A 23,775-nucleotide genomic window follows, 5' to 3' on the forward strand; every position below is an offset into this window, starting at 1 on the left:
TTCACCCTGATCCTTCGTGAGCATCAGCACCGACCCGGCCACACCGGCCGTCGGGAAGCCGTCCCGGCGGGCCGTGCTGGCGAGCAGCATCGGGAACTACGTCGAGCAGTACGACTTCGGCGTCTACGGCTACCTCGCGCCGATCCTCGCCCCGTTGTTCTTCCCCGACGAGAACCCCGTGGCCGGGCTCCTCGCGACGTACGGCATCTACGCGATCTCGTTCATCATGCGGCCGCTCGGCGGGGCGCTGTTCGGCGTCGTCGGCGACCGCCTCGGGCGGCGGGCGATGCTCTCGCTCACGGTGCTGCTGATCGGCGTGTTCACCGGCCTGATCGGGGCCCTCCCGACGTACGCGAGCGCCGGCATCGCCGCACCGGTGCTGCTGCTCGTGCTGCGGATGCTGCAGGGACTGGCCGCGGGTGGCGAGTACTCCGGCGCCGTCGGGTTCATGGTCGAGCACGCCCCGGCCCACCGGCGGGGGTTCTTCGCGAGCTTCGCGTCGCTCGGGGTCTACCTCGGGCTGATGTCGGGCGCGGCGATGGCGACGCTGCTGACGGCGACGCTGTCCGCGGAGCAGCTCGCCACGTGGGGCTGGCGCATCCCGTTCCTCGTCGCGATCCCGCTCTGCGCGCTCGGTCTGGTGCTCCGGCTCGCCGTCGAGGAGAGCCCGGAGTTCGAGCGGTTCCGGCGCGAGCAGGGCGCGGTCGAGGCCACGCCGTTCCGGACGACGCTGCGGACCCAGTGGCGGGCGATCCTGCTCTACGTCGGGATGACGGTCGGCGGATCGGTGTCCTCCTACAGCGTCATCACCTACCTGCCGCAGCACCTCATCAACGACGTCGGGCTCGACTCCGACGCCGCCTTCGCCACCAGCCTGATCGCGACCGGCGCGCTGCTGGTGACGTTGCCTCTCACCGGCCTGCTCGTCGACGTGGTCGGCCGGAAGCCGGTGCACCTGACGGCGGCGGTGATCTACGTGGTGCTCCCGGCGATCGCCTACACGATCGCCGACGACGGGACCTTCGGCGGCGCCCTGACCGCGCAGCTGCTGTTCATGATCCCGGTGTCGCTGAACTCGGCGGTGGTCACGGTGCTGATCCCGGAGCTCTTCCCGACGAGGGTCCGCGCGACCGCGAGCGGCATCGGCTTCAACGTCTCGTACGGGCTGTTCGGCGGGACCGCTCCCCTGGTCGGCACCGCGCTCGTCGCGGCGACGGGCACGGTCCTGTCGGTCGCCGCCTACGCGAGCGTCGCGGCGCTGGTCAGCCTGCTGGTCTGCGTGTTCTGCTTCCGCGAGACCCGCGACGTCGACCTGCGGACCGCGGCGCCCCGCGCCCGGGGGTGAGGGGTCAGGACCGCGTGTGCAGCAGTCCGCCCAGCACGGTGTGCGCGTAGGCGGCGCCGATCTCGGCGGCCGGGACGGTCGAGGTCTCCGGGTTGAACCACCGGTTCGACCACGCCACCATCCCGAGGATCCCGTAGGCGACCACCCACGGCTGCGTGCTCGCGTGGAAGCTGCCGTCGGCCAGGCCGTCCTCGACGATCGCGACGAGCACGTTCTCGTACCGCTTGTTGTAGCGGGCCATCGTGCGGCCCCACTGCGACCGCGGCGCCAGGGCGCCGAGGTCCTCCTGGATGTAGAGGTACAGGTAGGGGTAGTTGTCGGCGTAGGACACCATCAGCTCGGTGATCAGCGTCCGCAGCTTCTCGGGCGGTGAGCCGCCGGCGGCGAGGATCTCCTCGGCGCGCAGGCAGTTGCGCTCCACCGCGTCGCCGACGGCGGTGTGGAAGAGCTCCTCCTTGCCGCCGACGTAGTAGTAGATCGTCGCCCGGTCCATGCCCACGGCCTCGGCGATGTCGCCGATCTTGGTGCCGCGGAACCCGTGCCGCTTGAACACGTCCCCGGCCGCGCGGACGATCGCGGCCCGCCGCTGCTGGTAGGCCGCGCCGCCCTCGTCGAGCGCCGCGGCCCGTCGTCGGGATATGGCACTCGGCTCGTCCCGTGCCGCCATCCGACCTCCCGCCGTCCCGTCCGCTCAGCGCCAGTAGGGCGCGCGGAGCTCGCGCTTGAGTACCTTGCCAGCCGCGTTGCGCGGCAGGGCCGCCACCACGTCGATCGACGTCGGGCACTTGTAGCGGGCGAGGCGCGTGCGGACGTCGGCGAGCACCTCGTCGACGTCCAGCGTGGTGCCGTAGGCCGGCACGACGACCGCCTTCACCGTCTCGCCCCACCGCTGCGACGGGACGCCGATCACCGCGACGTCCCCGACCGCCGGGTTCGCGGCCAGCGCGTTCTCCACCTCGGCCGGGTAGACGTTCTCGCCGCCGGAGATGATCAGGTCCTTGATGCGGTCGTGCAGGTACAGGTAGCCCTCGGCGTCGCGGTAGGCGGCGTCGCCGGTGCGCAGCCAGCCGTCGGCGTCCGTCGTGGGGTCGTCGCGGTGCCAGTAGCCCGGCGTGTTCTGCCCGGACCGCACGAGGATCTCCCCCACCCCGCCGACCCCGACGTCGTCGCCGCTGACCGGGTCGACCAACCGGATCTCCAGCCACGGCAGCGGGCGGCCGACGGACCGGAGCCGGTGCGTCTCGTGCTCCTCGGGAGCCATGCTCACGACGGTGCCCGCGGTCTCGGTCATGCCGTAGACCGCCATGAACCCGCAGCCCAGCACGGCGATCGCGCGGCGCAGGAGCGCCTCGGTCATCGGGGCCCCGCCGTAGGCGATCCGCTGCAGCGCCGACAGGTCCGCGTTCCCGACGGCGGGTGCGGCCAGGACGGCGGCCACGATCGCCGGCACGGCGAAGGCGTGCGTGACCCGGTGCCGCTCCATCACGGCGACGAGGTGGTCGGGCGTGAGGTCGGAGAGCAGGATCGTGTGCCCGCCCTGGCCGAGCGCGGTCAGCCCGTAGCCGATGCCGCCGATGTGGAACAGCGGGGAGGGCACGAGGTTCACCGTGTCCGGTCCCATGCCGTAGAACTCGCGGCCCATGCGCGGGGTGAACGCGAGGTTGGCGTGCGTTAGCCGGGCACCCTTGGGCAGGCCGGTGGTGCCCGAGCTGTACAGCTGCAGGACGACGTCGTCGGGGGCCGCGTCGTGGCCGACCGGCTCGTCGGCGCCCTCCTCCAGCCAGCTCTCGTAGCGGTCCTCGAGGACCAGCGGACGCCGGTCGTCGGGGACGAGTCCGAGCTGGTCGCGGCCGCAGACCAGCAGCGCCGGCTCGGCGTCGTCGAGGATCGCGCGGACCTCCGGAGCCGCCAGCCGCCAGTTGAGGGCGACCAGCACGACCCCCGCCCGGGCCGCCCCGAACAGCAGCTCGACGTACTCCGGACCGTTGCGGAGCAGCACCGCCATCCGGTTGCCGGGACGCAGGCCCTCGCGGACGAGCGCCTGCGCGACGCGGTGGGCGCGGCGGTCGAGCTCGCCGAAGGTGAGGGTGCGGTCGTCGAGGGTGATCGCCGGCCGGTCGACGCCCAGGGCGGTGACCCGGCTGAGCGTGTCGCCGAGGGTGGCGTCCATCAGCGCGGTCGTCATCAGTAGCTCTTGGGCAGGCCGAGGTTGTGCTGGGCGACGTGGTTGAGCACCATCTCGCGGCTCACGGGCGCCGTGCGGAACATGCGCGCGGCGAACCACAGGTCGGACAGGCCGTACTCGTTGGACAGCCCGTTCCCGCCGTGGGTCTGGATCGCCTGGTCGACCGCCGCGGCCGCGGCCTCGCCTGCGGCGTACTTCGCGACGGTGGACGCGCTGCCGGTCGCCGCCGGGTCCGCGCCCTCGTCGGTCAGCGTCGCCGCGTGCATCGTCATCAGCCGGGCGAGCTGGACCTCGACGAAGCACTTCGCGAGCGGGTGCGAGACGCCCTGGTGGGCGCCGATCGGGGTCGACCAGACGGTGCGGTCGGTGGCGTAGCGGGCCGCCCTCGCGAGCGCGAAGCGCGCGATGCCGTTGGCCTGCGCGGCGGCCGTGACGCGCTCGGGGTTGAGGCCCGCGAACACCTGGCGCAGGCCCGCACCCTCCTCGCCGATCAGGTCGTCGCGGGTGACCCGGACGTCGTCGAAGAAGGTCGTGAACTGGTTCTCCGGGATCTGCAACGCGGAGTCGATGGGCTGGAAGCTCAGGCCCTCGGCGTCGGTGGGGACCAGGAACATCGAGATCGGGTGACGACCCCGCGCGTCGGGCTCCGCACCGCGGGCCACGACGATGACGGCGTCGGCGTCGTCGATGCCCGAGGTCCAGTACTTCTGCCCGCGGATGCGCCACGCGTCGGGGCCGTCGGCGTGCGCGGTCGTCGTGATGTTGTGGGTGTTCGTCCCGGCGTCGGGCTCGGTGATCGCGAAGGCGATGCGCTTCGTGCCGTCGGCGACGCCCGGGAGCCACTGCTCCTTCTGGACCGGCGAGGCGTGTGCGGTGAGCAGCGAGCCCGCGATCGCCGGCGAGATGACCAGCATGAACAGCGGGCACCCCGCCGCCGAGGTCTCCTCGATGACGATCGCCAGGTCGGTCAGGCCCCCGCCCCCGCCGCCGTACTCCTCGGGCAGGTGGACCCCGAGATAACCCGCCTCGCCGAGGTCGCGCCACAGGTCGTCCGGACGGGCGCCCCGCTTCGTCACGTCCTGGAAGTAGCTCCGGCCGTAGCTGCCGACGAGCTTCGCCACGCTCTCGCGCAGCGCCCGGCGCTCGTCGGTGTCGAGGAGCAGGTCGTCCTTCACGATGCCGTCGGCCATGTCGCCTCCTGTTTCAACAGCACTGTTGACGGTAGACGCGGGTTCCGGACCGGTCAATCGGCCCAGCGGTAGAAGCCCTGTCCCGACTTCCGTCCGAGATGCCCCTGCGCGACGAGCCGTTCGAGGATCGCCGGTGCCGCGTAGCGCTCGCCGTAGACGCCGGACAGGTGCCGCGCGATGTCGAGCCGGACGTCCAGGCCCACGACGTCGGAGAGGCGCAGCGGGCCGATCGGATGGCCGTACGCGAGCACGGCCGCCTTGTCGATGTCCTCCGCCGTCGCGACCTCCTCCTCGACCATGCGCATCGCCTCGAACGCGGCGATGTTGTCGAGGCGGCTCGTGGCGAAGCCCGGGACGTCCCGGACGACGATGGACTCCTTGCCGATGGTCGTCGCGTGGTCCTGGGCGGCGATGATCGCCCGTTCGTCGCTGGCGCGGCCACGGACGACCTCGACCAGCGGGAGCGACCACACCGGGTTGAAGAAGTGCATGCCGAGGAAGGCGTGCGGGCGGGCGAGGTGCGTGGCGAGGGAGTCGATCGAGATCGAGCTGGTGTTGGAGGCGAGCAGACGCGGCCCGCGGGCCTCCGCCGCCGTCAGGACCTCGGCCTTGAGCTCCGGCAGCTCGGGGACGGACTCGACGACGAGGTCGAGGCCGGTGGAGAGGTCGCCCACGTCCGGCACCACGTCGAGGAGATCGGGCAGGCGGGCGGCGACGGCCGCGTCGAGCTTGCCGCGCTCGGCACCGGTCCGCGCCCGCGCTGCGAGCTCGCCGATCAACGCGCTCCCGCGACCCTCGTCCGGCTCGACGACCGTGGTGGGCAGACCGGCCGCGGCGAACACGTAGGCGATGCCGCGGCCCATCGTCCCGCCTCCGATGACGGCCACGCTCATGTCGTGCTCCTCCCGATCGCTGCGGCGACCCACGTGATCAGGCCGGCCGTCTGCGGCAGCTCGCCGGCCATGCCGAGGAAGCCGTGGATCATGTCCGGCCAGTCGCGCAGGTCGACGTCGACGCCGGCCTCGCGGAGCCGCGCGGCGTAGGCGAGGCCCTCGTCGTGCAGGGGGTCGAAGCCGGCGACGGCGATGCTCACGGGCGGGAGGCCCTCGACGTCCCGGCCCAGCAGGGGCGCGGCGTCGGGGGTGGGCGCCTGCCCGGCGAGGTAGTGGTCCCAGAACCAGACCATGTCGGCATGGGTGAGCAGGTGACCCTCGTTGTGCGCGGGGTAGCCGGCCGGTCCGGGCGGAGCGAGGGGCGGGTAGACGAGGACCTGCCGGGCGATGGCCGAGCGCAGCCGGCGACCGACCGCGGCGGCGAGGGTGCCGCCCGCGCTGTCGCCCGCGACGACGACGTGGAGCGGGTCCGCCCCGAGCTCGGCCGCATGGCCGATCACCCAGCTCGTGGCGGCCTCGGCGTCGTCGACCGGCCCGGGGAACGGCGTCTCGGGGGCGCGGCGGTACTCGACCGAGACGACGATGGACCGCGCCTGCCGCGCGATCGCCCGGCACGGCCGGTCGGCGTTCGCGACGCTGCCCGTGACCCAGCCGCCGCCGTGGAACCAGACCGTCACGGGCAACGTCGTGCCGGGGTCGGGGTGGTACACGCGGGCGGGGAGCCGGCCGGCGGCACCGTCGACGAGGAGGTCGGTGGTGGCGACGGCGACCTTCTCCCCCTGCATCCAGCGCGACGCCTCGACCGCGTGCCGGGCGGCGAGCACCCCGACCTCGGCGTAGGGCCGCAGGCCGAGCTCGGCGAGCCGGCGGAGCAGGTCGGCGGCCTCGGGGGCGAGCTCGGCGGTCAGCGGTGGCCCACCGCTGACGTCGGACGTGCGCGGTGGGCCACCGCTGACATCGCCGCTGACATCGGGCGCCGTCATCGGGTGAGCGCCCGGTGCACGCCGAGCCGGTCGCGGACGACGTGGCCGGTGAGCGTCCCGTCGGCGGCGACGTCGAGGAGGGCGGCGACGCCGAGCGTCACCTCCCGGGCGCTCGACCCGACGTCGGGAAGGCCTCCCGCATAGATTCCGCGGGCGACGCCGTGGACCGCGACCCGTCGTCCGGCGACGATCAGCGCGTCGACCTCGACGGACGGGTGATCGAGCAGGTCGGCGTGCGTGCGCCCGTCGTCGTACGTGATCCCCGGTCGGGTGGGCGCGCCGGCGTCGAGCCACGCGCGGACGGCCTTCCCGGCGTCGTCGTCGGGGTCGGCCGGCGGCTCGGTCCAGGGCGCGACCATGGGCGGGTCGACCGGGTCGGGGGTGCCGCCGAGCAGCTGGCGGCGCCGGCCGAGGTAGTCCTCCTCGGTGGCGTTGTGCACGAGGACGCCGTGCTCGGCGCGGAAGATCCCGATGCCGCGCCAGGCCGCGGCGCCGCCGCGCGCGGAGGCACCGTGCTCGGTGAAGCGCAGCGCGGCGCGGCCGTCGGTCGTGTAGAGCGCGTCGTGGACGGTGACGGTGAGACCGGGGAAGCGGGCGAGCTGCCCGGTGGTCGCCTCGAGATAGGCGTCGCGACCCGGCATCTGCACCCCGGCGATGTCGATGGCGTACTCCGGCGCCATGATCTGCGGGGGGACGGTCGGGTCCGCACGGTCGAGCCAGTCCACGACGAAGCTCCGCATCAGCGCGCCCATCGGGTGGATGTCCACGGATGACCTCCCTGTCGTCAACCGCAGTGTTGACGAGTGGTCGGGCGATGTCCAGGCTGGCGCGGTGGAGAGCACCGGGGTGCGCACGGAGCGGCCGTCCGACGGGGTCCTGCTGATCACCCTCGACCGACCGGAGCGGCGCAACGCCCTCGACGGGGCGACGAGCCGGTCGATCGCCGCGGCGCTGGACGCGCTCGACGCCGATCCGTCGCTGGCCGTCGGCGTGCTCACCGGGGCCGGCGGGACGTTCTGCAGCGGGATGGACCTGCGCGCCTTCCTCGACGGTGACGCCCCCGAGGTCCCCGGCCGTGGGTTCGGTGGACTCACCCAGGCGCCGCCCGCGAAACCGCTGATCGCCGCGGTCGAGGGGTTCGCCCTGGCCGGCGGGTGCGAGCTGGTGCTGGCGTGCGACCTCGTGGTGGCGGCCTCCGACGCCGTGTTCGGGTTGCCGGAGGTGGGCCTCGGCCTGATCGCCGGGTCCGGCGGGCTGCTGCGGCTCCCACACCGGGTCCCGCGCTCGGTCGCGACGGAGCTGACACTCACCGGGGACCGGTTCGGCGCCGCCGACGCCCACCGCTGGGGACTGGTGAACCGGCTCGTCGACCCCGGGACGGCCGCGGCGGCCGCCGTGGATCTCGCCACGCGGATCGCCCGGAACGCGCCGCTCGCCCTGGCCGCGACGAAGCGGGTGCTCGCAGCCGCCGATCTGCCCGTCGCCGAGGCGTGGGACCGCCAGGAATCGGAACTGGCCGCGATCAAGGCCACGGAGGACGCCCGGGAGGGGGCGCGGGCGTTCGCCGAGAAGCGCACGCCGCGGTGGTCCGGTCGTTGAGGTCCCGTGCGCGTCGTCAACACTTTCGTTGACGACGTCCGGGCACCGACCTAACCTCGGCCCATGCGCCAGGTCGACATGCTCGTGGTGGGCGCCGGCTTCGCCGGGCTCCGCACCCTGCACACCTTCCGGGAGCGCGGGCTCGACGTCGCGGTCGTGGAGGCCAACGACGGCCTGGGCGGCGTCTGGTACGTCAACCGCTATCCCGGAGCGCGCTGCGACGTCGAGAGCTACGACTACTCGCTGTCCTTCTCCCCGGACCTCGAGCAGGAGTGGCGCTGGAGCGAGCGCTACGCCACGCAGCCCGAGATCCTCCGCTACGTCGACCACGTGGCCGAGCGGTTCGACCTCCGCCGCGACGTCCACCTCTCCACCCGGATGACGCGGGCGACCTACGACGAGGACGCCCACCGCTGGCACGTGGAGACCGACCGGGGCGACTGGTCCGCCCGGTACCTCGTCATGGCCACGGGCCAGCTGTCGGTGACCAAGCAGCCCGAGCTCGAGGGCCAGGCGGACTTCCGCGGCCGCATCCTGCACACCGGGGCCTGGCCGCACGACGACGTCGACCTCTCGGGGCAGCGGGTCGGGGTCATCGGCACCGGGTCGTCGGGCACGCAGCTCATCCCCGTCCTCGCCCGCCAGGTCGACCACCTGACGGTCTTCCAGCGCACCCCGAACTTCTCCGTCCCCGCGAACAACGCGCCGATCTCCGACGAGCACGACGCCGAGGTGAAGGCCGGGTACCGCGACCGCCGTGAGCGGGCCCGCCGGTCGCCGTCGGGCCTGGGTTTCCGGCCCAACAAGCAGTCCGCGACCGAGGTCTCCGACCACGAGCGCCGCGCGTTCTACGAGGAGCAGTGGACGACGGCGGGCTTCGGGTTCCTGCTCGCCTACTACGACCTCATGCTCGACGAGGCCGCGAACGACACCGCCGCCGACTTCATCCGCGCGAAGATCGCCGAGAAGGTCGACGACCCGGCGACGGCGGAGCGCCTGATGCCGCGCGGCTACCCGTTCGGCGCGAAGCGCCCCCCGGTCGACTCGGGCTACTTCGAGACCTTCAACCGCGAGGACGTCGACCTGGTCGACCTGCGCGAGACCCCGCTGGACCGGATCACCGAGCGGGGCATCCGGACGACGGCGGGCGAGATCGAGCTGGACACCATCGTCTTCGCCACGGGGTTCGACGCCATGACCGGAGCGCTGCTCCGGCCCGAGATCGTGGGGCGCGGCGGTCGGACGCTGCGGGAGCACTGGAACGCGGGGCCGCGCACCTACCTGGGCGTCGGCGTCGACGGGTTCCCCAACCTGTTCGTCATCGCCGGCCCGGGCAGCCCGTCGCTGCTGTCGAACGTCCTGCTCTCCATCGAGGCGCACGTCGACTGGATCGCGGGGCTCGTCGACCGCGCGGCCGAGCGCGGCGCGGAGGAGGTCGAGGTGTCGGCGCGGGCGGAGGCCGACTGGGTCGACCACGTCAACGAGCGGGCGGCCGCGACCCTCTACCCGCGGGCCGCGTCGTACTACATGGGCGCCGAGGTCCCCGGGAAGCCGCGCGTGTTCATGCCCTACGTGGGCGGGGTGCGGGGCTACCGGCGCATCCTCGAGCAGGTCGCGGCGGACGACTACGAGGGCTTCGTGTTCTCCGGGACCCGGGAGGCCGTCCCCGCGGGCTGACCGACCCGGGCGACGACCGCCACCAGCAGACAGATCCCGACGGCGGCCAGCAGGGCCGCGGTCGGGGACACGCGGTCGATCAGCACGCCCGTCAGCGGTTGGGCGAGCGCGGCGCCGAGCATGATCGCCGAGCCGTGCAGGCCGGTCGCGACCCCGCGGGCGGCGTCCGGGGCGAGCCGCCCCACCGCCTCCGCGGAGGACGACAGGGCCGGCGCGCAGAACGCGCCCGCCGGGATCACGAGGAGCGTCACCAGCCACCACGGCCCGCCGAACGCGACCGGGACCGTCCCGACGGCGAGGGCGGCGAGCAACGTCGAGAGCGCCGGTGGGCGCGCGGCGACGCCGTAGACGAAGCCCCCGACCAGCGAGGCGAGGCACCACACGGTGTTGGCCAGGGCGAACCAGCCGGTCTCCCCGCGGGCCGTGAGCGCGGCGACGACGGCCAGCTCGGTGGCCGTCAGCAGCAGGACCGCGGCGACCGCGCCGGCCAGGGCGGTGACCATCGGTCCGCCGAGCCAGTGCCGCATCGACGGCGGGTCGGTGCGCTCCTCCTCGGCGCGGGTCGGCGGGTCGAGCCACCACAGCGCGGCCGTGGCCAGCACGAAGCCCGCCCCGACCGACCACAGGGCCGCGGTCGACGACAGCGCGAGCACGGCCCCGGTACCGAGCGCCGGGCCCACGATGAACGACACCTCCGCCGACATCGCGTCCAGCGCGAACGCCGGTCGGCGCCGGTCCTCGGGCACCACCGCGCCCAGCGACTGCCGGACGACGGGGAACGCGGGCAGGGCGAGGACGCCCGCGACGAAGGCCGTGGCCGCGAGGAGCCCGACGTCGAGCGCGGGCGCGACACCCCAGAAGACGGCCTCGGACACCCCGCACAGCAGCAGCACCGGGCGCAGGCCGACCCGGTCGATGAGCCGGCCGAGCAGCGGCGCTCCCAGCACCGTCCCGAACGTGACCGCGCCGCCGACCAGGCCCGCCGCGGCGAACCCGCGGTCGAGCCCGACGGCCACGTGGAGCGTGAGCACCACGCCGGTGGCGGTCAGGGGCAGCCGCGCGCCGAACCCCACCGCGTAGAGCGCACGCAGACCCGGCCGGGCGAGCACGTCGCGGTACGCGGTCGTCACGGTCTCCATGGTGGACCCGTTCCGGGAGCCCGCCGTCGTCGCGAAGGGCACACCCGGCCTCCCGGCGGCCCTGCCTCGTGTCCCCCTCGCGGTCGACGTCAGGCCGGCTGTTGCTCCACCGCCGCGGCGACCCGGTCCAGCGTCGCCGCCAGCCCGTCCGCATCGACCACGGGCAGGTAGGGCAGCAGCCGCTCCAGGGTCACGCCCGACCAGTCGTAGGTGTGCGTGACCCGCGTGCTCCCACCGCCGTTGCACGCCTCCAGCCGGTAGCCCCACACCTGCCCGCCGCGGTCGCCGCCGTGGGTCGCGGGCGCCCAGGCGATCTCGGCGTCGGGCTCGAAGGTCACGACGTGGTTGTCGACCACGTAGTCGCCCATGTCGCGGCCGTGCATGTCCATCTCGAAGACGTCGCCGACGCCCGTGACCGGACGGTGGGTCCGCGACCCGCGCACGGTGCCGGAGGCGTCGAGCTCGGAGTGCCGGTCGGGCGTCGTCAGGAGCGCGAAGACCTGGTCGGGACGGGCGTCGACGACGCGGGACGCTTCGAGGCGTGTGTCGGTCACGGCGCGGGGGTGCCTCCGGCCCGTCGGTACGAATCCGCGCGCGGGCACGGAAGTACCCACGGGAGCGGAGCCCACCTCCTCAGTGCGCCGCCCAGATGCCCCCGTCGACGGCGAGCACCGTCCCGGTGACGTACGCCGAGGCGCGCGAGGCGAGGAACACCGCCGCGCCCGCCATGTCGTCGGGCTGCCCGATCCGGCCGAGCACCGAGCGTGCCGCGATCTCGTCGCCGCGCTCCGCGAGCGTCTGGGCCATCATCTTCGACTCGAACGGTCCCGGGGCGATCGCGTTGACGCGGATGTTCCGCGCCCCGAGCTCGGCGGCGAGGACCCGGGTCAGCTGGTGGACGCCGGCCTTGGAGGCCGAGTACGGGTACGTCGGGAGGTCGGTGACCCGCAGGCCGTCGATGCTGCCGACGTTGATCACCGAGGCGGTCCACTCCGCGGAGCCGGAGGCCTCGAGGAGCGGGAGGAAGGCCCTCGTCAGGAAGAACGGAGCCTTGAGGTTGAGGTCGAGGACCTTGTCCCACGCCTCGGCCGGGAACTCCTCGAGCGGCGCGCCCCAGGTGGCGCCGGCGTTGTTGACCAGCACGTGCACGGCGGACTCCCGCTCCCCCACGAGCGCCGCGAGGTGCTTGCACTGCCCCTCGGTCGAGACGTCGGCGGGGATCGACACGACCTCGCCGTGCGGGGAGAGCTCGCGCACCGCGTCGTCGCCGGCGGCGGCCTTGCGCGAGCTGATGTACACGCGGGCCCCGGCGTCGAGCAGGCCGCGGGCGATCATCAGTCCGATGCCGCGGGTCCCGCCGGTCACCACGGCGACCTTGCCGGTCAGGTCGAACAGCTGCACTGGTTCTCCTCCGTCGGATCGACCTCGATGCGGGCGCATCATCCCCGGCGATCAGCGGGATGCACGAGCCGCAGGGACCGGAGCGCGGAGATGTCCGCCAGCGGGTCCCCGTCCACGACGATCACGTCCGCCGCGAGCCCCGGGACGAGACGTCCCGTGACGTCCCCGAGCCCGAGGCGGTCGGCCGAGCGGCACGTCGCGGCCGCGAGCACCTGCGCGGGCGTCCACCCGACCTCGACGTACCAGGTCATGGCCTCGTGGAGGTCGTCGAAGCGGCCCTGTCCCGCGCCGGCGTCGTTCCCGACCAGCACCGGGATGCCGTGCGCGTCGGCCCACCGCTGCCGCTCGCGCGCCTCCGCGCGGTCGGGCCACTCCGGCCAGCCGCGGAACTTCGTCGGGACCGTGACCGCGCCGCTCGCCGCGACCAGCTCCGCCACCGCGTCGTCGGGGTCGCGTCCCCCGCCGGGGGCGTACCAGCCGGCGTGCTCGATGGTGTCCGCGCCGGCGCGCGCGGCCATCGCGATCGACGCCGTGCCGTGCGCGTGCACCGCCACCGGCAGCCCGACCTCCCGGGCGGCCTCGACCACGCGCTGCAGAGTGGGCAGGTCGAACTGCGTGTCGGCGATGCCGGGGCCCGCGGGCGTCATCATCCCGCCGCTCGCCATCACCTTCACGACGTCGAGCCCTGCCGCGGCCCGGGCCGCGACGGCGGCGCGCACATCCTCGGGCTCGACCACGCCGTCCAGGAACCAGCAGTGCCCGCCCGGCGGGGTGAGCGGCGCACCCGCCGTCAGGACGCGCGGACCCGGCACCGCGCCCGTGGCGACGTCGTCGCGGAGCGCGGCGACGAGGCCGTCCCGGTCGCCGAGGTCGCGGACCGTGGTGATGCCCGCGGCGAGCACCGAGGCCGCGTTGGCCCGGATCGTCGCCCGCAGCGCGTCGTGGTCGCCGTCGCGCAGCGGCGGGACCGGGTCGCCGGTGACGTCGAAGGACAGGTGCACGTGGGCGTTGACCAGGCCCGGCAGCACCGTCGCGTCTCCGAACGCGCGGTGCCCGACGTCCGGGTGGGCGGCCACGAGCTCCGCGGTCGGGCCCACCGCGACGATCACGCCCCCGTCGACCAGGACCGCCGCGTGCTCCAGCGGTGGCCGCTCCGCGTCGACGATCACCCGGCGACCGCTGAGGAGCTCCACGTCGGGTCACCCTGCCGTGTCGGGTCGCGCGCATCGTCCGGGTCGGACGCAGGTCACAGATGCCGTCCCCGCTCGATAGGTGCACAATGCAACGGTTGTCGTTGCTCGCCCTAACGATCAGGGGTACGACCCATGACCTCGACCGCCCTCGAGCCGGTGCCCGCGTCCCGGGCCCATCTAGACCACCCCGGCTACAAGTGGCTCGCCCTGTCGAACACCACGCTCGGCGTGCTGATGGCGACGATGAACTCGTCGATCGTCCTCATCTCGCTGCCCGCGATCTTCCGGGGCATCGGCATCAACCCGCTCGAGCCCGGCAACATCAGCTACCTGCTGTGGATGATCATGGGCTACATGCTGGTCACCGCGGTGCTGGTGGTCACGCTGGGCCGGTTCGGCGACATGTACGGGCGCGCGAAGATCTACAACGCCGGCTTCGCGGTGTTCACGGTCGCCTCGATCGCCCTCGCGCTCGACCCCTTCTCCGGGGGCGCCGGCGCGCTGTGGCTGATCCTCATCCGCGTCCTGCAGGGCGTCGGCGGTGCGATGCTCATGGCGAACTCGACGGCGATCCTCACCGACGCCTTCCCCGCCGAGCGGCGCGGCTTCGCGATCGGCACCAACTCGGTCGCCGCGATCGGCGGCTCGTTCATCGGTCTGCTGGTCGGCGGCCTGCTCTCCGAGGTCGACTGGCGCCTGGTGTTCTGGGTCAGCGTCCCGTTCGGCGTGGTCGGCACGATCTGGGCGTACAAGACGCTGCGCGACCCGGCCGGGCGTCGTGAGCACCGGATCGACTGGTGGGGCAACCTGACGTTCGGTGTCGGGCTGATCCTGTTGCTCGTCGGCGTCATCTACGCGATCCAGCCCTACGGCGGGCACGCCGAGGGGTGGACCAACCCGTTCGTCCTCGGCTGCCTCATCGGCGGCGTCGTCGTGCTGGCGATCTTCTGCGTGGTCGAGACCAAGGTCGAGCAGCCGATGTTCCACCTGGAGCTGTTCCGGATCCGGGCGTTCACGTCGGGCCTGGTCGCGACGCTGATGAGCGCGCTCTCCCGCGGTGGCCTGCAGTTCATGCTCATCATCTGGCTGCAGGGCATCTGGCTCCCGCTGCACGGCTACGAGTACGAGCAGACCCCGCTCTGGTCGGCGATCTACATGCTCCCGCTGACGATCGGCTTCCTGATCTCCGCGCCGATCTCCGGCGTGCTCTCCGACCGGTTCGGCGCACGCCTGTTCGCCACCGGCGGCCTCGTCATCGTGGCCCTGACGTTCGTCGGCCTGCTCGTGCTGCCGACGGACTTCGACTACTGGTGGTTCGCGGTCATCCTCTTCGTCAACGGCGTCGGGTCGGGGCTGTTCATCTCCCCCAACATGACCGGGATCATGAACTCGCTGCCCGCCGACCAACGCGGTGCGGGCAGCGGCATGATGTCGACGCTGCAGAACTCCGGCATGGCGCTCTCCATCGGCATCTTCTTCTCGATGCTCATCGCCGGTCTGGCCTCGTCGATGCCCGCGGCCCTCTTCGGCGGGCTGACCGCACAAAACGTGCCGCTGCCCGTCGCCCAGCAGGTCGCGGCGCTGCCGCCGGTCGGCACCCTGTTCGCCGCGTTCCTCGGCTACAACCCGATGGCCGAGATCCTCGGACCGCAGGTGCTCGGGGCGCTGCCGCCGGGCAACGCCGCGACGCTGGTCGGCAAGCAGTTCTTCCCGAACCTCGTCACCGGCGCCTTCCACGACGGCCTCGTGGTCGTCTTCGCGGTCGCGATCGCGGTCTCGCTGGTCGGCGCGATCGCCTCGCTCTTCCGCGGCGGCAAGTACGTGCACGGGCAGGACGACGTGGCCGACCGGGTCGAGCCGGCCGAGGGCGACCCGGCCGGGCCGGCCCTCCCCGCGCCGACCGTGTCGCACGCCGATGACAGGAACGCGTCGTTGCCGGCGTCCAGTGACAGCAATGCGTCACTGCTTGCACCCAGTGCCAGCAACGGCGCACCGTCAGCAGCCGTCCTGACCGGCCGCGTCACCACCGCCGACGGCCGTCCGGTCGGCGCGACCCTGACCGCCACCGACGCGAGCGGCCACCAGATCGGGCGGGCCCGCACCGACTCGGAGGGCGCGTTCACCCTGCGCGCCCGCCCGGGGACGGCGCTGCTCATCTGCTCGGCGCCCGGCCACGCGCCGCGGGCGGAGACGCTCACGATCGGCCTGGGCGGCACGCGGCACGACGTGGTGCTCGAGGCGTCCGCCTGGTAGATCACCGGCGTGCGCTGCGGCGACGGCTCGCAGAGGTGCACCCCGTCGACGTCGAAGATCAGCGGTGGGCCACGGCTGACACCGGCGCCGCCCACGTCCATGATCAGATCGGCGGGGCGGCCATGGCCGATGTCGATCTCTGCGACAGCCACGGCCGTCCCACCGACGTGATCATGACGCGGACCCGCCGTCGGGAAGACCCCTCAGCGGCGCCGGTAGGACGCGCCCCGGTGCTCGTCGGGCAGCCGGTCGCCGCGGCCGAGGAGCTTGTGGCGCAGGGTCCCCGGCTCGTACGACGTCGGGTACACCCCGCGGCGCTGCAGCTCCGGCACCAGGTGGTCCACGACGTCGGAGAACGAGCCCGGCGTGATTGCGTAGGGCAGGTTGAACCCGTCGACGTCGGTCTCCTCGACCCAGCTCTGGAGCTCGTCGGCGACCTCGGCGGGCGACCCGACGACGCGCGGGCCCATGCCGCCGATGCCGCCCCAGCGGGCGATGTCGCGGACCGTCCACTCCTTGCCCGAGGGGTCGGCCTGCTGGAACGAGGCGACGGCGGACTGGATCGCGTTGGACTCGACGTCGCCGATGGGGTCGTCGAGGTCGTAGCGGGAGAGGTCCACGCCCATCCAGCCGGACATGAACACCAGGGCGCCCTCGTCGCTGGAGTACGCGGCGAGTTCGTCGTGCTTGGCGTGGGCCGCCTCCGAGGTCTCGTCGGTGACGACGGTGAGCATCGTGTAGATGCGCGCGCTGTACGGGTCGCGTCCCGCCTCGGCGAGCTGCTTGCGGATGTCGGAGACGGTGCGGGCGAGCACCTCCTTGGTGGGCGCCCCGGTGAAGATCGCCTCGGCGTTCTCCGCGGCGAAGCGCTGCCCGCGCGGCGAGGCGCCCGCCTGGTAGATCACCGGCGTGCGCTGCGGCGACGGCTCGCAGAGGTGCACCCCGTCGACGTCGAAGAACCGCCCGTGGTGGTGGACGTGGTGGATCTTGTCGGGGTCGGTGAACACCCCGCGCTCCGGGTCACGGACGACGGCGTCGTCCTCCCAGGAGCCCTCCCAGAGCTGGTAGAGGACCTCGAGGTACTCGTCCGCGTGGTCGTAGCGCTGGTCGTGGGGCAGCTGGTCGGCCTCCCCCATCGCGCGGGCGGCCGCCGGCAGGTAGCCGGTGACGACGTTCCAGCCGAACCGGCCGTCGGTGAGGTGGTCCAGCGTGGAGGCGCGCCGCGCGAAGGGGTACGGGTGCTCGAACCCGGTCGCGGCGGTGACGCCGAAGCCGAGGTGCTCGGTCACCGCGGCCATGGCCGAGACCAGCATCATCGGGTCGTTGACCGGGATCTGGGCGGCCTGCCGGACCGCGGCCGTGTCGGTGCCGCCGTAGACGTCGTAGGTGCCCAGGACGTCGGCGATGAAGATGCCGTCGAACACGCCACGCTCGAGCAGCTGCGCGAGGCCGGTCCAGTAGCGGATGTCCTTGTAGTCGGCCGACCGGTCGGCCGGGTGCCGCCACAGGCCGGGCGACTGGTGGGCGACACAATTCATGTCGAAGGCGTTGAAGCGGATTCTGCGGGGCACGTCGACGACCCCAGCAGCGGGTCGCGGAATGTGCAATCGCGGGTGGCGAGGGCCACCACTTGTCCGATGCCCGACGCTGTGCGAGATTCAGGGGGCCGAGCCGGCACCCACGGGAGGAGCAGCGTCGTGACCAGCCCCTCCGCCCGTCGTCACCTGCAGCCCGGCCTGGTCTCCCGCCGGCACGTGGACCTGCTGCGCCACGCGTCCGCACTCTGTCGTCGCTGAATTCGTACACGAATTCCCACGAGCGCCCTGCCGAATGGCACGAGCGTCGACGGCGGCTGCCCAGGAAACGGAACGACATGCACATCCGGCGAATCAACGGTGCGATCGGCGCGGAGATCACGGGCCTGCGCCTGCACCCCGATCTCGACGACGCCGACGTCGCGGCCCTGCGCGCCGCGCTGCTCGAGCACAAGGTCGTCTTCCTGCCCGACCAGGGTCATCTCGACGACGCCGCCCACGCGGGCACCGTGCGCCGGCTCGGTCCGCTGACCGGCGCCCACCCGACCATCACCGGGGGTCTGGACGAGGCCGCCGTGCTCCCGGTCGACTCCGGGCGCGGCACGAAGTCCAACGCGTGGCACACCGACGTGACCTTCGTCGACCGGCCGCCGGCCTTCACCACGCTCCGCGCGGTCACCCTGCCCCCGCACGGCGGCGACACCGTCTTCGCCAACACCGCCACCGCCTACGCCCGGCTCCCCGAGCCGCTGCGCGCCCTCGCCGACGACCTGTGGGCCGAGCACACCAACGACTACGACTACGCCACCGCGCACGCCGAGGTCGAGGTCGCCGACGCGTCGGCCGCCTACCACCAGGAGTTCCGGGCCACCGTGTACCGGACCCACCACCCCGTCGTCCGGGTGCACCCCGAGACGCACGAGCGCGTGTTCGTCCTCGGCCAGTTCGCCCAGAAGGTCCTCGGGTGCAACCCCACCGACGGCCGCGCCCTGATCGACCTCTTCCAGCGCCACATCACCCGGCTCGAGAACACCGTGCGCTGGCACTGGTCGCCCGGGGACGTGGCGCTGTGGGACAACCGGTCGACGCAGCACTACGCGGTCGACGACTACGACGACCGGCCGCGGCGCCTGCACCGCATCACGGTCGCCGGGGACGTGCCGGTGAGCGTCCACGGCCAGCCGAGCGTCGCGGTGGCCGGGGACGCCTGGCTCGCGCCCCGGGAGCAGCCGGTGGGCGGTCAGGCCCTGGCGTCCGGCACGTAGCACTCCTGCGCCGGCAGCGGCCGGTAGGACAGCCGCGGCCCGTCGACCGCGATCGCCGTCAGTCCGGCGACCAGGCGGTCGACGTCCGCGCGGGTGTTCTGCAGACCGAGGCTCGCGCGGACGACGCCGTAGCTCGCGAGCCGGTCCCCCGCCGCGATCGCCGCGACGACCCGGGCCTGCTCGGCGTCCTCCGCCCCCACCCACCGACGGACCAGCCGGTGGTTGCAGATCGTCCCGGCGCGCACCTCGACCCCGTGCTCGGCCTCGAGCACCGAGGCGACCAGCGCGTGGTGGCGGCCCTCGACGTGGAAGGGCACGGCCCCGATCCGGTCCTCGGTGCGGTACGACTCCTCCTCGACCGCGAGCCGCACCCCGGGCGTCCCCGCCAGCTGGTGCACCAGGTAGGCGGTGAGTGCGCGCTCGTGCGCCTCCACGGCCGGCCACCCGGTGTCGAGCAGGGCCGTCGCCGCCGCCCCGAGCGCGACGATCCCGGTCGCGTTCCAGGTCCCGGTCTGGTGCCGCTCCCCCGGCGGGGCCCACAGCACCGCGTCGTCGTCGAGCATGTCGATCGAGCCACCGCCCGGGTCGACCGGGGCGCGGTCGAGCAGGGTGCGCGGCAGCGCGAGCACGCCGAGCCCGAACGGCGCGTAGACCTTGTGCGCGGAGAACGCCAGCGCGTCCACGCCCGCGGCCGCCATGTCGATCGCGCGGTGCGGGGCGAGCTGCGCGGCGTCGACGAACAGCAGCGCCCCGGCGTCGTGCGCGAGGCTCGCGAGCGTGACGAGGTCGGGCCGGTGCCCGGTCAGGTTCGACGCCCCCGTCACCGCGACCAGCCGCACCCGCCCCCGCAGCCCGTGCAGGGTCTCGGCGAGGTGCCCCAGGTCGAGCGCCCCGGTGTCGTCGGCCCGCACCTCGACGACCCGCGCCGCGCTCTGCAGCCGCCACGGCAGGTTGTTCGAGGTGTGCTCGATCTCCGAGGTCACGACGACGTCGTCCGGCCCGAGCTCGAGCAGCCGCGCGAGCTGGTTGATCGCCGCGCTGGTGTTGGTGGTGAACAGCAGGTCGTGGTCGGCGGGGGCGCCGAGGAACCGGCGGATCGCCGCGGTCGCCTCCTCGACGAGCTCGACGGTCACCCGCGCCCGCGGTCCGGCCCCCCGGTGCAGCGCGCCGTAGGAGCCGAGCATCGCGGTGACGGCGTCGAGGACCGCCTGCAGCGGCGGGGTCGTCGCGGCGTTGTTGAGCTGCGCGACCGGCACCGACCGGCCGTCGGGAAGGCTTGCGGGACGCCCGGCGTCGTGGACGCGGGGCAGGACGGGGCGGGTCAGCACGGTCACGGGTGAGTCCTCGGGGGATGGCGAGCGTGGGGAGGGTCGGAGGTTCCCGACGGCGGGCCGGGGCGGGACGAGCCCCGCCCGGGTGGCCGGCGGGGGAATCCGGGGACCCGGGCGGGGCGTCGTCACGGCTCCGGCTCAGCCGTCCGCAGAGCCGGGGCCGGCCTGGGCGCCGGTCGGCCCCGCCTGCGACCCGCTCTCGCCGGAGACGTCGGCGAGCAGGGCCAGCGGGGTGACGACGACGCGCAGGACGTCGGGCACGCCGAGCGTCGGGTCGGGCAGGGGGGCCGCCACGCCCGGGAGGACGTAGGTGGCGGTGCCGCCGGGCTCCGGGGACAGGTGTCCCCCGGTGCCCTGCGGGTCGGTCGGGGTCGGGGCGGCCGAGGCGAGCCCGGTGCCGCTGACGGCGAGTGCGGCGGCACCGAGGGTGCCGGCGACGAGGCGGGATGCGGTGTTCACGAGAGGTCCTTCCGGGTCGGGGAGCGTCAGCAGCGCGAGTCGGACGGCGTGGGGTTGCCGAGCCCGAAGAGCGGGCGCAGGGCGAGGCCGGCGACGGTGCCGACGATCGCGGTGAGGCCCCAGAGCCAGCCGTGCAGGCTGAAGGAGGCGATGCCGGAGAAGTAGGCGCCGATGTTGCAGCCGCCGGCGAGGCGGGCGCCGTAGCCCATGAGGATGCCGCCGAGCAGGGCCGCGACGACCGTCCTCCACGGGATGGAGCGGTGCAGGACGAACGCGCCGCCGAGCGCGGAGGCGACGAGGGCGCCGGCCATGATGCCGACGTCGAGCACCGAGACGCGGTCGGCGAGGACCGGCCCGGCGAGCGACTTCGCGTTCGCCGGGACCTGGAAGTACGCCCACGAGGCCGGATTCGCGCCGAAGAGCTCGGCGATCTTCGAGCCCCACAGGCCGAAGGCCGACGTCACGCCCCAGGGCGCGCCGGACACGACGAGCACGGCGGCGTTGAGCCCGCCGAGCACGAGCGCGCCGACCCACAGCGGCCAGGAGCCGCGCAGGACGCGCCGCCAGCCGTGGTCGGTGGGCGGCGAGTCGACCGGCGGCGGGTTGCGCCGCCTCGCCACGACGTACGTCAGCGCGACGATGCCGGCCATGGCCAGCAACGACAGCGCGAGCGCACCCGGGAAGCCGAACACGGCGGCGAGGTCGACCGTCGGGCCCTGGGGCACGGTCCTCGTCCAGAACGTGAACGTCGCGATCGAGAGCATCGACCCGAGGACGAAGCCCACGAGCGTGTAGACGATCGAGGACTGGCCGGAGCCGACCGCGAACAGCGTGCCCGAGGCGCACGAGCCGCCGAGCTGCATCCCGACCCCGAACAGGAACGCGCCGACGAACAGCGGGATCCCGACGGGGTTGAGGAAGACGTTCGCCTGCCCGGTCAGGGTGAGGCCGAACGGCACGATGACCGCGAACAGCGTCGTCGCCGTGGCGAGCATGAGCATGTGCGCCCGCAGCGCCGCGCCCTGCCCCACGCCGACCAGCTGGCGCCACGCCCCGGTGAAGCCGAAGCGCGAGTGGAACAGCGTGAAGCCGAGCGCGAGACCGAGTCCGAGGACGCCGGCCATCCGCGGCCCGGCGACGGCCCAGACGGCGACGGCGAGCGCGACCCAGACGACCAGCCCGATCGCGACGACCCGCCGGTTCGCGGGCGGCGCCTCCGGGGCCGGGGTGAACGCGGGCGCGGTCTGGAAGCGCCCGAGGAGACGCCGTGGGGGCGCCTCGCCGAGGGTGGTCATGTCTCCTCCTGCACGGGGGTCACGAGAGCGGTCCGGACATCGGGACGAGCGCGCCGCCGGGCAGCCAGGCCCCGGCGCGGTCCCCGTGGTTCATCCCGGGCATGCCCGGCATGACGTCGATCGTCGCGGCCCCGAACAGGCGGACGTCGCCGTCGGGACGGCCCTGCTCCCGGGCCCACGCGAGGTAGCCCGAGGACGACGGGGCGGCGTCGTCGCTGATGGTGGTGAGCAGCGCGGCGTACCCACGCGGCTCCGCCTCCTGCGGGGTGAAGCCCAGCGGGAGCATCGTCGACGCCCCCGCGGAGAGCACCCCGGAGGTGAGCAGCCACGGCGCGAGGAACACGCCGCCGGTGAACGTCGGCGTCCGCGTCGCCTGCTCGGTGGTCCCGGTCAGCGTGCGCCGGGCCTGCGCCCAGCCGGACGTGACCAGGAGGCCGTCGTCGGGCGTCGGGGCGGCACTGACCGGCAGCCCGATCCGGGCCGCGGTGTCCCGCACGAGGGCGTCGGCGGCCCTCGACCGGGGCGAGTCATCGCCCACCAGGAACAGCGACGGCAGACCGCGACCGCGCAGGTCGGTGACGGCGAGCGTGAGGGCCCGCGCATCGGCCGGCGAGAGCGCCGTCGACGGGCAGGCGACCCCGCGGCCACCGCCGAGCAGGTCGCCGAGCAGCGCGTCCGCGCACTCCGGCCCGTCCGGCCCGGCCAGCACCGCGGGGTCGGCGGGCCCGGTCGGACCGATGACGACGGGGACGGTGGCCGTCCCGCCGGGACCGGTGAGCGTGAGCTCCCTCGTGTCGGCGGGGACGTCGAGCAGCGCCCACCGGCCGGGCGCCCCGTCCCGTGGCGCGAACGTGGCGTCCTGCCCGCCGGCGGCGATCGACCAGCCCGCCCCGGGCATGTCGTGCCCGCCGTGCATCCCGCCCATGGCGCCCATGCTGTGCGACGGCGGGCCGTCGGAGGGAGCCGAGGACAGTCGGATCAGCGTCGGTCCACCCGCCGTCGGCGCCACGAACAGCGCCATCGACTGGCCCGCGACGGTCACCGGCCGCACCAGCAGCCGGCCGGGCTCCGGCGACTGCGGAGAGGTCGGCAGGGCGCCCAGCACCGCGACGGCGGCGAGGCCCAGACCCAGGGCGCCCGCGGCCACGCGGACGAGTTCCCGACGACGGGTCGCGCGGCCCCGTGCCGGCAATGCGTCACTGCTGTCACCGGACGCCAGGGACACCACATCGTGGGTGGCCGGGGTCCCGCCGCCCGACGATGGGGCGCTGCTGTCACTGGGTGCCAGCAGTGACGCATTGCCGGCACCGGAGGTGTGCGCCGCCGCCAGGGACAGGGCGCCGGCCAGCAGGGGCAGCAGGAGCTGGGCCAGGACGACGGGCCCGCGGGCGGTGCCACCGAGCAGGTCGGACACCGTCCACGGCCCCTCGACGACGAGCAGCACGACCCCCAGCGCGGTCGCCGCCGCCGATGCGATCACGGCGTACCGCGAGGCCCGCACGGTGAGCCCGAGCGCGACGACCAGCACGACCGCGGCGAGCAGTTCGAGCACCATCGCCGCGCCCCAGCGCACGATCGCGATCTCGACCGCGACGGCCACCGTCAGCAGCACCGAGGCGACCCGACCCGCCGTCGGGAAGGAGCGCAGGACGAGCACCGCGCCGACGAGCGCGGCATGGGCGAGGGCGGCCCACCAGGCGGCGTCGCCGATCCCGGCGGTGACGGCGGCGGCCGTGATCGCGACGCCGGCGGCCGGCGCGACGACCCGGACGCGGGGCGCGCCCACGAGCACCGGGCCGGCCACGAGGGCCGAGGCGACGACGAGCAGGACGCGGGCGAGGACCGGCCCGACCCCGGCGGCGGAGCCGACGAAGGAGAGGACCACCGGGCTCACGGCGGGGGTGGCGGAGGTGGCGATCAGCCCGACGAGGGCGATCACGGTCGCGAGCCCGAGCAGGCCCGCGATCAGCAGGGTCACCCGGCGTCCCGGAAGGGTGGGCGCCGGGCCCGCTCCGACCCCGTCCTGCGACGG

General features: G+C 74.0%; 21 protein-coding genes. 6 read left to right on the plus strand and 15 right to left on the minus strand.

What is annotated here, in order from left to right; all coding sequences use genetic code 11:
* Nucleotides 1-16 precede the first annotated feature (16 nt).
* A complete protein-coding gene (locus LN037_RS06220; protein ID WP_230750857.1) occupies nucleotides 17-1,345 on the plus strand; it encodes an MFS transporter in 1,329 nt (442 codons plus the stop codon).
* A 4-nt stretch (nucleotides 1,346-1,349) separates the two neighbouring features.
* Here LN037_RS06220 and LN037_RS06225 read toward each other — a convergent pair whose 3' ends face one another.
* The 6 genes from LN037_RS06225 to LN037_RS06250 are packed head-to-tail and all read right to left on the minus strand — an operon-like array spanning nucleotide 1,350 to nucleotide 7,363.
* A complete protein-coding gene (locus tag LN037_RS06225; protein WP_230750859.1) occupies nucleotides 1,350-2,012 on the minus strand; it encodes a TetR/AcrR family transcriptional regulator in 663 nt (220 codons plus the stop codon).
* A 24-nt stretch (nucleotides 2,013-2,036) separates the two neighbouring features.
* Nucleotides 2,037-3,530: an AMP-binding protein gene (locus LN037_RS06230; protein WP_230750861.1), complete on the minus strand. Its 1,494-nt coding sequence runs from the start codon at nucleotides 3,528-3,530 to the stop codon at nucleotides 2,037-2,039.
* Nucleotides 3,530-4,720 (minus strand): acyl-CoA dehydrogenase family protein, encoded by a 1,191-nt coding sequence (locus LN037_RS06235; protein ID WP_230750863.1) that lies wholly within the window; start codon nucleotides 4,718-4,720, stop codon nucleotides 3,530-3,532. Before LN037_RS06235 ends, LN037_RS06230 begins: the two co-directional genes overlap by 1 nt.
* 53 nt (nucleotides 4,721-4,773) lie before the next feature.
* Nucleotides 4,774-5,613: a 3-hydroxyacyl-CoA dehydrogenase family protein gene (locus LN037_RS06240; protein WP_230750865.1), complete on the minus strand. Its 840-nt coding sequence runs from the start codon at nucleotides 5,611-5,613 to the stop codon at nucleotides 4,774-4,776.
* Entirely contained in the window at nucleotides 5,610-6,596 is a 987-nt protein-coding gene (locus LN037_RS06245; RefSeq protein ID WP_230750867.1) for an alpha/beta hydrolase, read from the minus strand. Before LN037_RS06245 ends, LN037_RS06240 begins: the two co-directional genes overlap by 4 nt.
* On the minus strand, nucleotides 6,593-7,363 hold the full coding sequence (locus LN037_RS06250) for a nuclear transport factor 2 family protein (RefSeq protein WP_230750869.1): 771 nt from the start codon (nucleotides 7,361-7,363) through the stop codon (nucleotides 6,593-6,595). Before LN037_RS06250 ends, LN037_RS06245 begins: the two co-directional genes overlap by 4 nt.
* Before the next feature lie 64 nt (nucleotides 7,364-7,427).
* Between LN037_RS06250 and LN037_RS06255 the strand changes: the two genes are divergently transcribed.
* Nucleotides 7,428-8,195 carry a crotonase/enoyl-CoA hydratase family protein gene (locus LN037_RS06255; protein ID WP_230750871.1) on the plus strand — a complete coding sequence of 256 codons (768 nt, stop codon included), beginning with the start codon at nucleotides 7,428-7,430 and terminating at the stop codon, nucleotides 8,193-8,195.
* Between the two features lie 63 nt (nucleotides 8,196-8,258).
* The gene (locus LN037_RS06260) at nucleotides 8,259-9,872 is read left to right on the plus strand and encodes a flavin-containing monooxygenase (RefSeq protein ID WP_230750873.1); all 1,614 of its coding nucleotides are present in this window, start codon (nucleotides 8,259-8,261) and stop codon (nucleotides 9,870-9,872) included.
* Here LN037_RS06260 and LN037_RS06265 read toward each other — a convergent pair.
* From LN037_RS06265 to LN037_RS06280, 4 genes are all read right to left on the minus strand, one after another.
* Nucleotides 9,821-11,002 (minus strand): MFS transporter, encoded by a 1,182-nt coding sequence (locus LN037_RS06265; RefSeq protein WP_230750875.1) that lies wholly within the window; start codon nucleotides 11,000-11,002, stop codon nucleotides 9,821-9,823. The genes LN037_RS06260 and LN037_RS06265 overlap by 52 nt on opposite strands.
* 98 nt (nucleotides 11,003-11,100) lie before the next feature.
* Nucleotides 11,101-11,565, minus strand: a complete 465-nt coding sequence (locus tag LN037_RS06270) for an SRPBCC family protein (protein WP_230750877.1) — start codon at nucleotides 11,563-11,565, stop codon at nucleotides 11,101-11,103.
* Between the two features lie 79 nt (nucleotides 11,566-11,644).
* A complete protein-coding gene (locus LN037_RS06275; protein ID WP_230750879.1) occupies nucleotides 11,645-12,412 on the minus strand; it encodes an SDR family oxidoreductase in 768 nt (255 codons plus the stop codon).
* A 38-nt stretch (nucleotides 12,413-12,450) separates the two neighbouring features.
* Nucleotides 12,451-13,605, minus strand: coding sequence for an amidohydrolase family protein (locus LN037_RS06280; RefSeq protein ID WP_230750881.1), 1,155 nt, complete (start codon nucleotides 13,603-13,605; stop codon nucleotides 12,451-12,453).
* Between the two features lie 132 nt (nucleotides 13,606-13,737).
* On the opposite strand from LN037_RS06280, the gene LN037_RS06285 reads away from it, so the two are divergent.
* Nucleotides 13,738-15,858 carry an MFS transporter gene (locus LN037_RS06285; RefSeq protein WP_308286114.1) on the plus strand — a complete coding sequence of 707 codons (2,121 nt, stop codon included), beginning with the start codon at nucleotides 13,738-13,740 and terminating at the stop codon, nucleotides 15,856-15,858.
* 203 nt (nucleotides 15,859-16,061) lie between these two features.
* Here the strand turns inward: LN037_RS06285 and LN037_RS06295 are convergent, their stop codons facing one another.
* A complete protein-coding gene (locus LN037_RS06295) occupies nucleotides 16,062-17,429 on the minus strand; it encodes an LLM class flavin-dependent oxidoreductase (protein WP_230750883.1) in 1,368 nt (455 codons plus the stop codon).
* A 126-nt stretch (nucleotides 17,430-17,555) separates the two neighbouring features.
* Here LN037_RS06295 and LN037_RS34015 point away from each other — a divergent pair, with 126 nt between their 5' ends.
* Nucleotides 17,556-17,654 carry a putative leader peptide gene (locus LN037_RS34015; protein WP_372460393.1) on the plus strand — a complete coding sequence of 33 codons (99 nt, stop codon included), beginning with the start codon at nucleotides 17,556-17,558 and terminating at the stop codon, nucleotides 17,652-17,654.
* Between the two features lie 77 nt (nucleotides 17,655-17,731).
* Nucleotides 17,732-18,658 carry a TauD/TfdA dioxygenase family protein gene (locus tag LN037_RS06300; protein WP_230750885.1) on the plus strand — a complete coding sequence of 309 codons (927 nt, stop codon included), beginning with the start codon at nucleotides 17,732-17,734 and terminating at the stop codon, nucleotides 18,656-18,658.
* On the opposite strand, the gene LN037_RS06305 is transcribed toward LN037_RS06300, so the two are convergent.
* From LN037_RS06305 to LN037_RS06320, 4 genes are all read right to left on the minus strand, one after another.
* Nucleotides 18,634-19,992: an aminotransferase class V-fold PLP-dependent enzyme gene (locus LN037_RS06305; RefSeq protein ID WP_230750887.1), complete on the minus strand. Its 1,359-nt coding sequence runs from the start codon at nucleotides 19,990-19,992 to the stop codon at nucleotides 18,634-18,636. The genes LN037_RS06300 and LN037_RS06305 overlap by 25 nt on opposite strands.
* Nucleotides 19,993-20,127: 135 nt before the next feature.
* Complete coding sequence (locus LN037_RS06310) at nucleotides 20,128-20,448, minus strand: hypothetical protein (RefSeq protein ID WP_230750890.1); 321 nt, start codon at nucleotides 20,446-20,448, stop codon at nucleotides 20,128-20,130.
* Nucleotides 20,449-20,474: 26 nt separating this feature from the next.
* The gene (locus LN037_RS06315; RefSeq protein ID WP_230750892.1) at nucleotides 20,475-21,743 is read right to left on the minus strand and encodes a YeeE/YedE family protein; all 1,269 of its coding nucleotides are present in this window, start codon (nucleotides 21,741-21,743) and stop codon (nucleotides 20,475-20,477) included.
* 19 nt (nucleotides 21,744-21,762) lie between these two features.
* Nucleotides 21,763-23,721: a hypothetical protein gene (locus LN037_RS06320; RefSeq protein ID WP_230750893.1), complete on the minus strand. Its 1,959-nt coding sequence runs from the start codon at nucleotides 23,719-23,721 to the stop codon at nucleotides 21,763-21,765.
* Between the last annotated feature and the right edge of the window lie 54 nt (nucleotides 23,722-23,775).

Source organism: Actinomycetospora soli (genome assembly GCF_021026295.1).
In the GTDB taxonomy this organism is placed as follows: domain Bacteria; phylum Actinomycetota; class Actinomycetes; order Mycobacteriales; family Pseudonocardiaceae; genus Actinomycetospora; species Actinomycetospora soli.

Coding starts and splice junctions, on each gene's coding strand:
- LN037_RS06235 (WP_230750863.1), bottom strand. CDS start 4,720: ATGGCCGACGGCATCGTGAAGGACGACCTGCTCCTCGACACCGACGAG.
- LN037_RS06260 (WP_230750873.1), top strand. CDS start 8,259: ATGCGCCAGGTCGACATGCTCGTGGTGGGCGCCGGCTTCGCCGGGCTC.
- LN037_RS06300 (WP_230750885.1), top strand. CDS start 17,732: ATGCACATCCGGCGAATCAACGGTGCGATCGGCGCGGAGATCACGGGC.
- LN037_RS06245 (WP_230750867.1), bottom strand. CDS start 6,596: ATGACGGCGCCCGATGTCAGCGGCGATGTCAGCGGTGGCCCACCGCGC.
- LN037_RS06225 (WP_230750859.1), bottom strand. CDS start 2,012: ATGGCGGCACGGGACGAGCCGAGTGCCATATCCCGACGACGGGCCGCG.
- LN037_RS06315 (WP_230750892.1), bottom strand. CDS start 21,743: ATGACCACCCTCGGCGAGGCGCCCCCACGGCGTCTCCTCGGGCGCTTC.
- LN037_RS06285 (WP_308286114.1), top strand. CDS start 13,738: ATGACCTCGACCGCCCTCGAGCCGGTGCCCGCGTCCCGGGCCCATCTA.
- LN037_RS06240 (WP_230750865.1), bottom strand. CDS start 5,613: ATGAGCGTGGCCGTCATCGGAGGCGGGACGATGGGCCGCGGCATCGCC.
- LN037_RS06230 (WP_230750861.1), bottom strand. CDS start 3,530: ATGACGACCGCGCTGATGGACGCCACCCTCGGCGACACGCTCAGCCGG.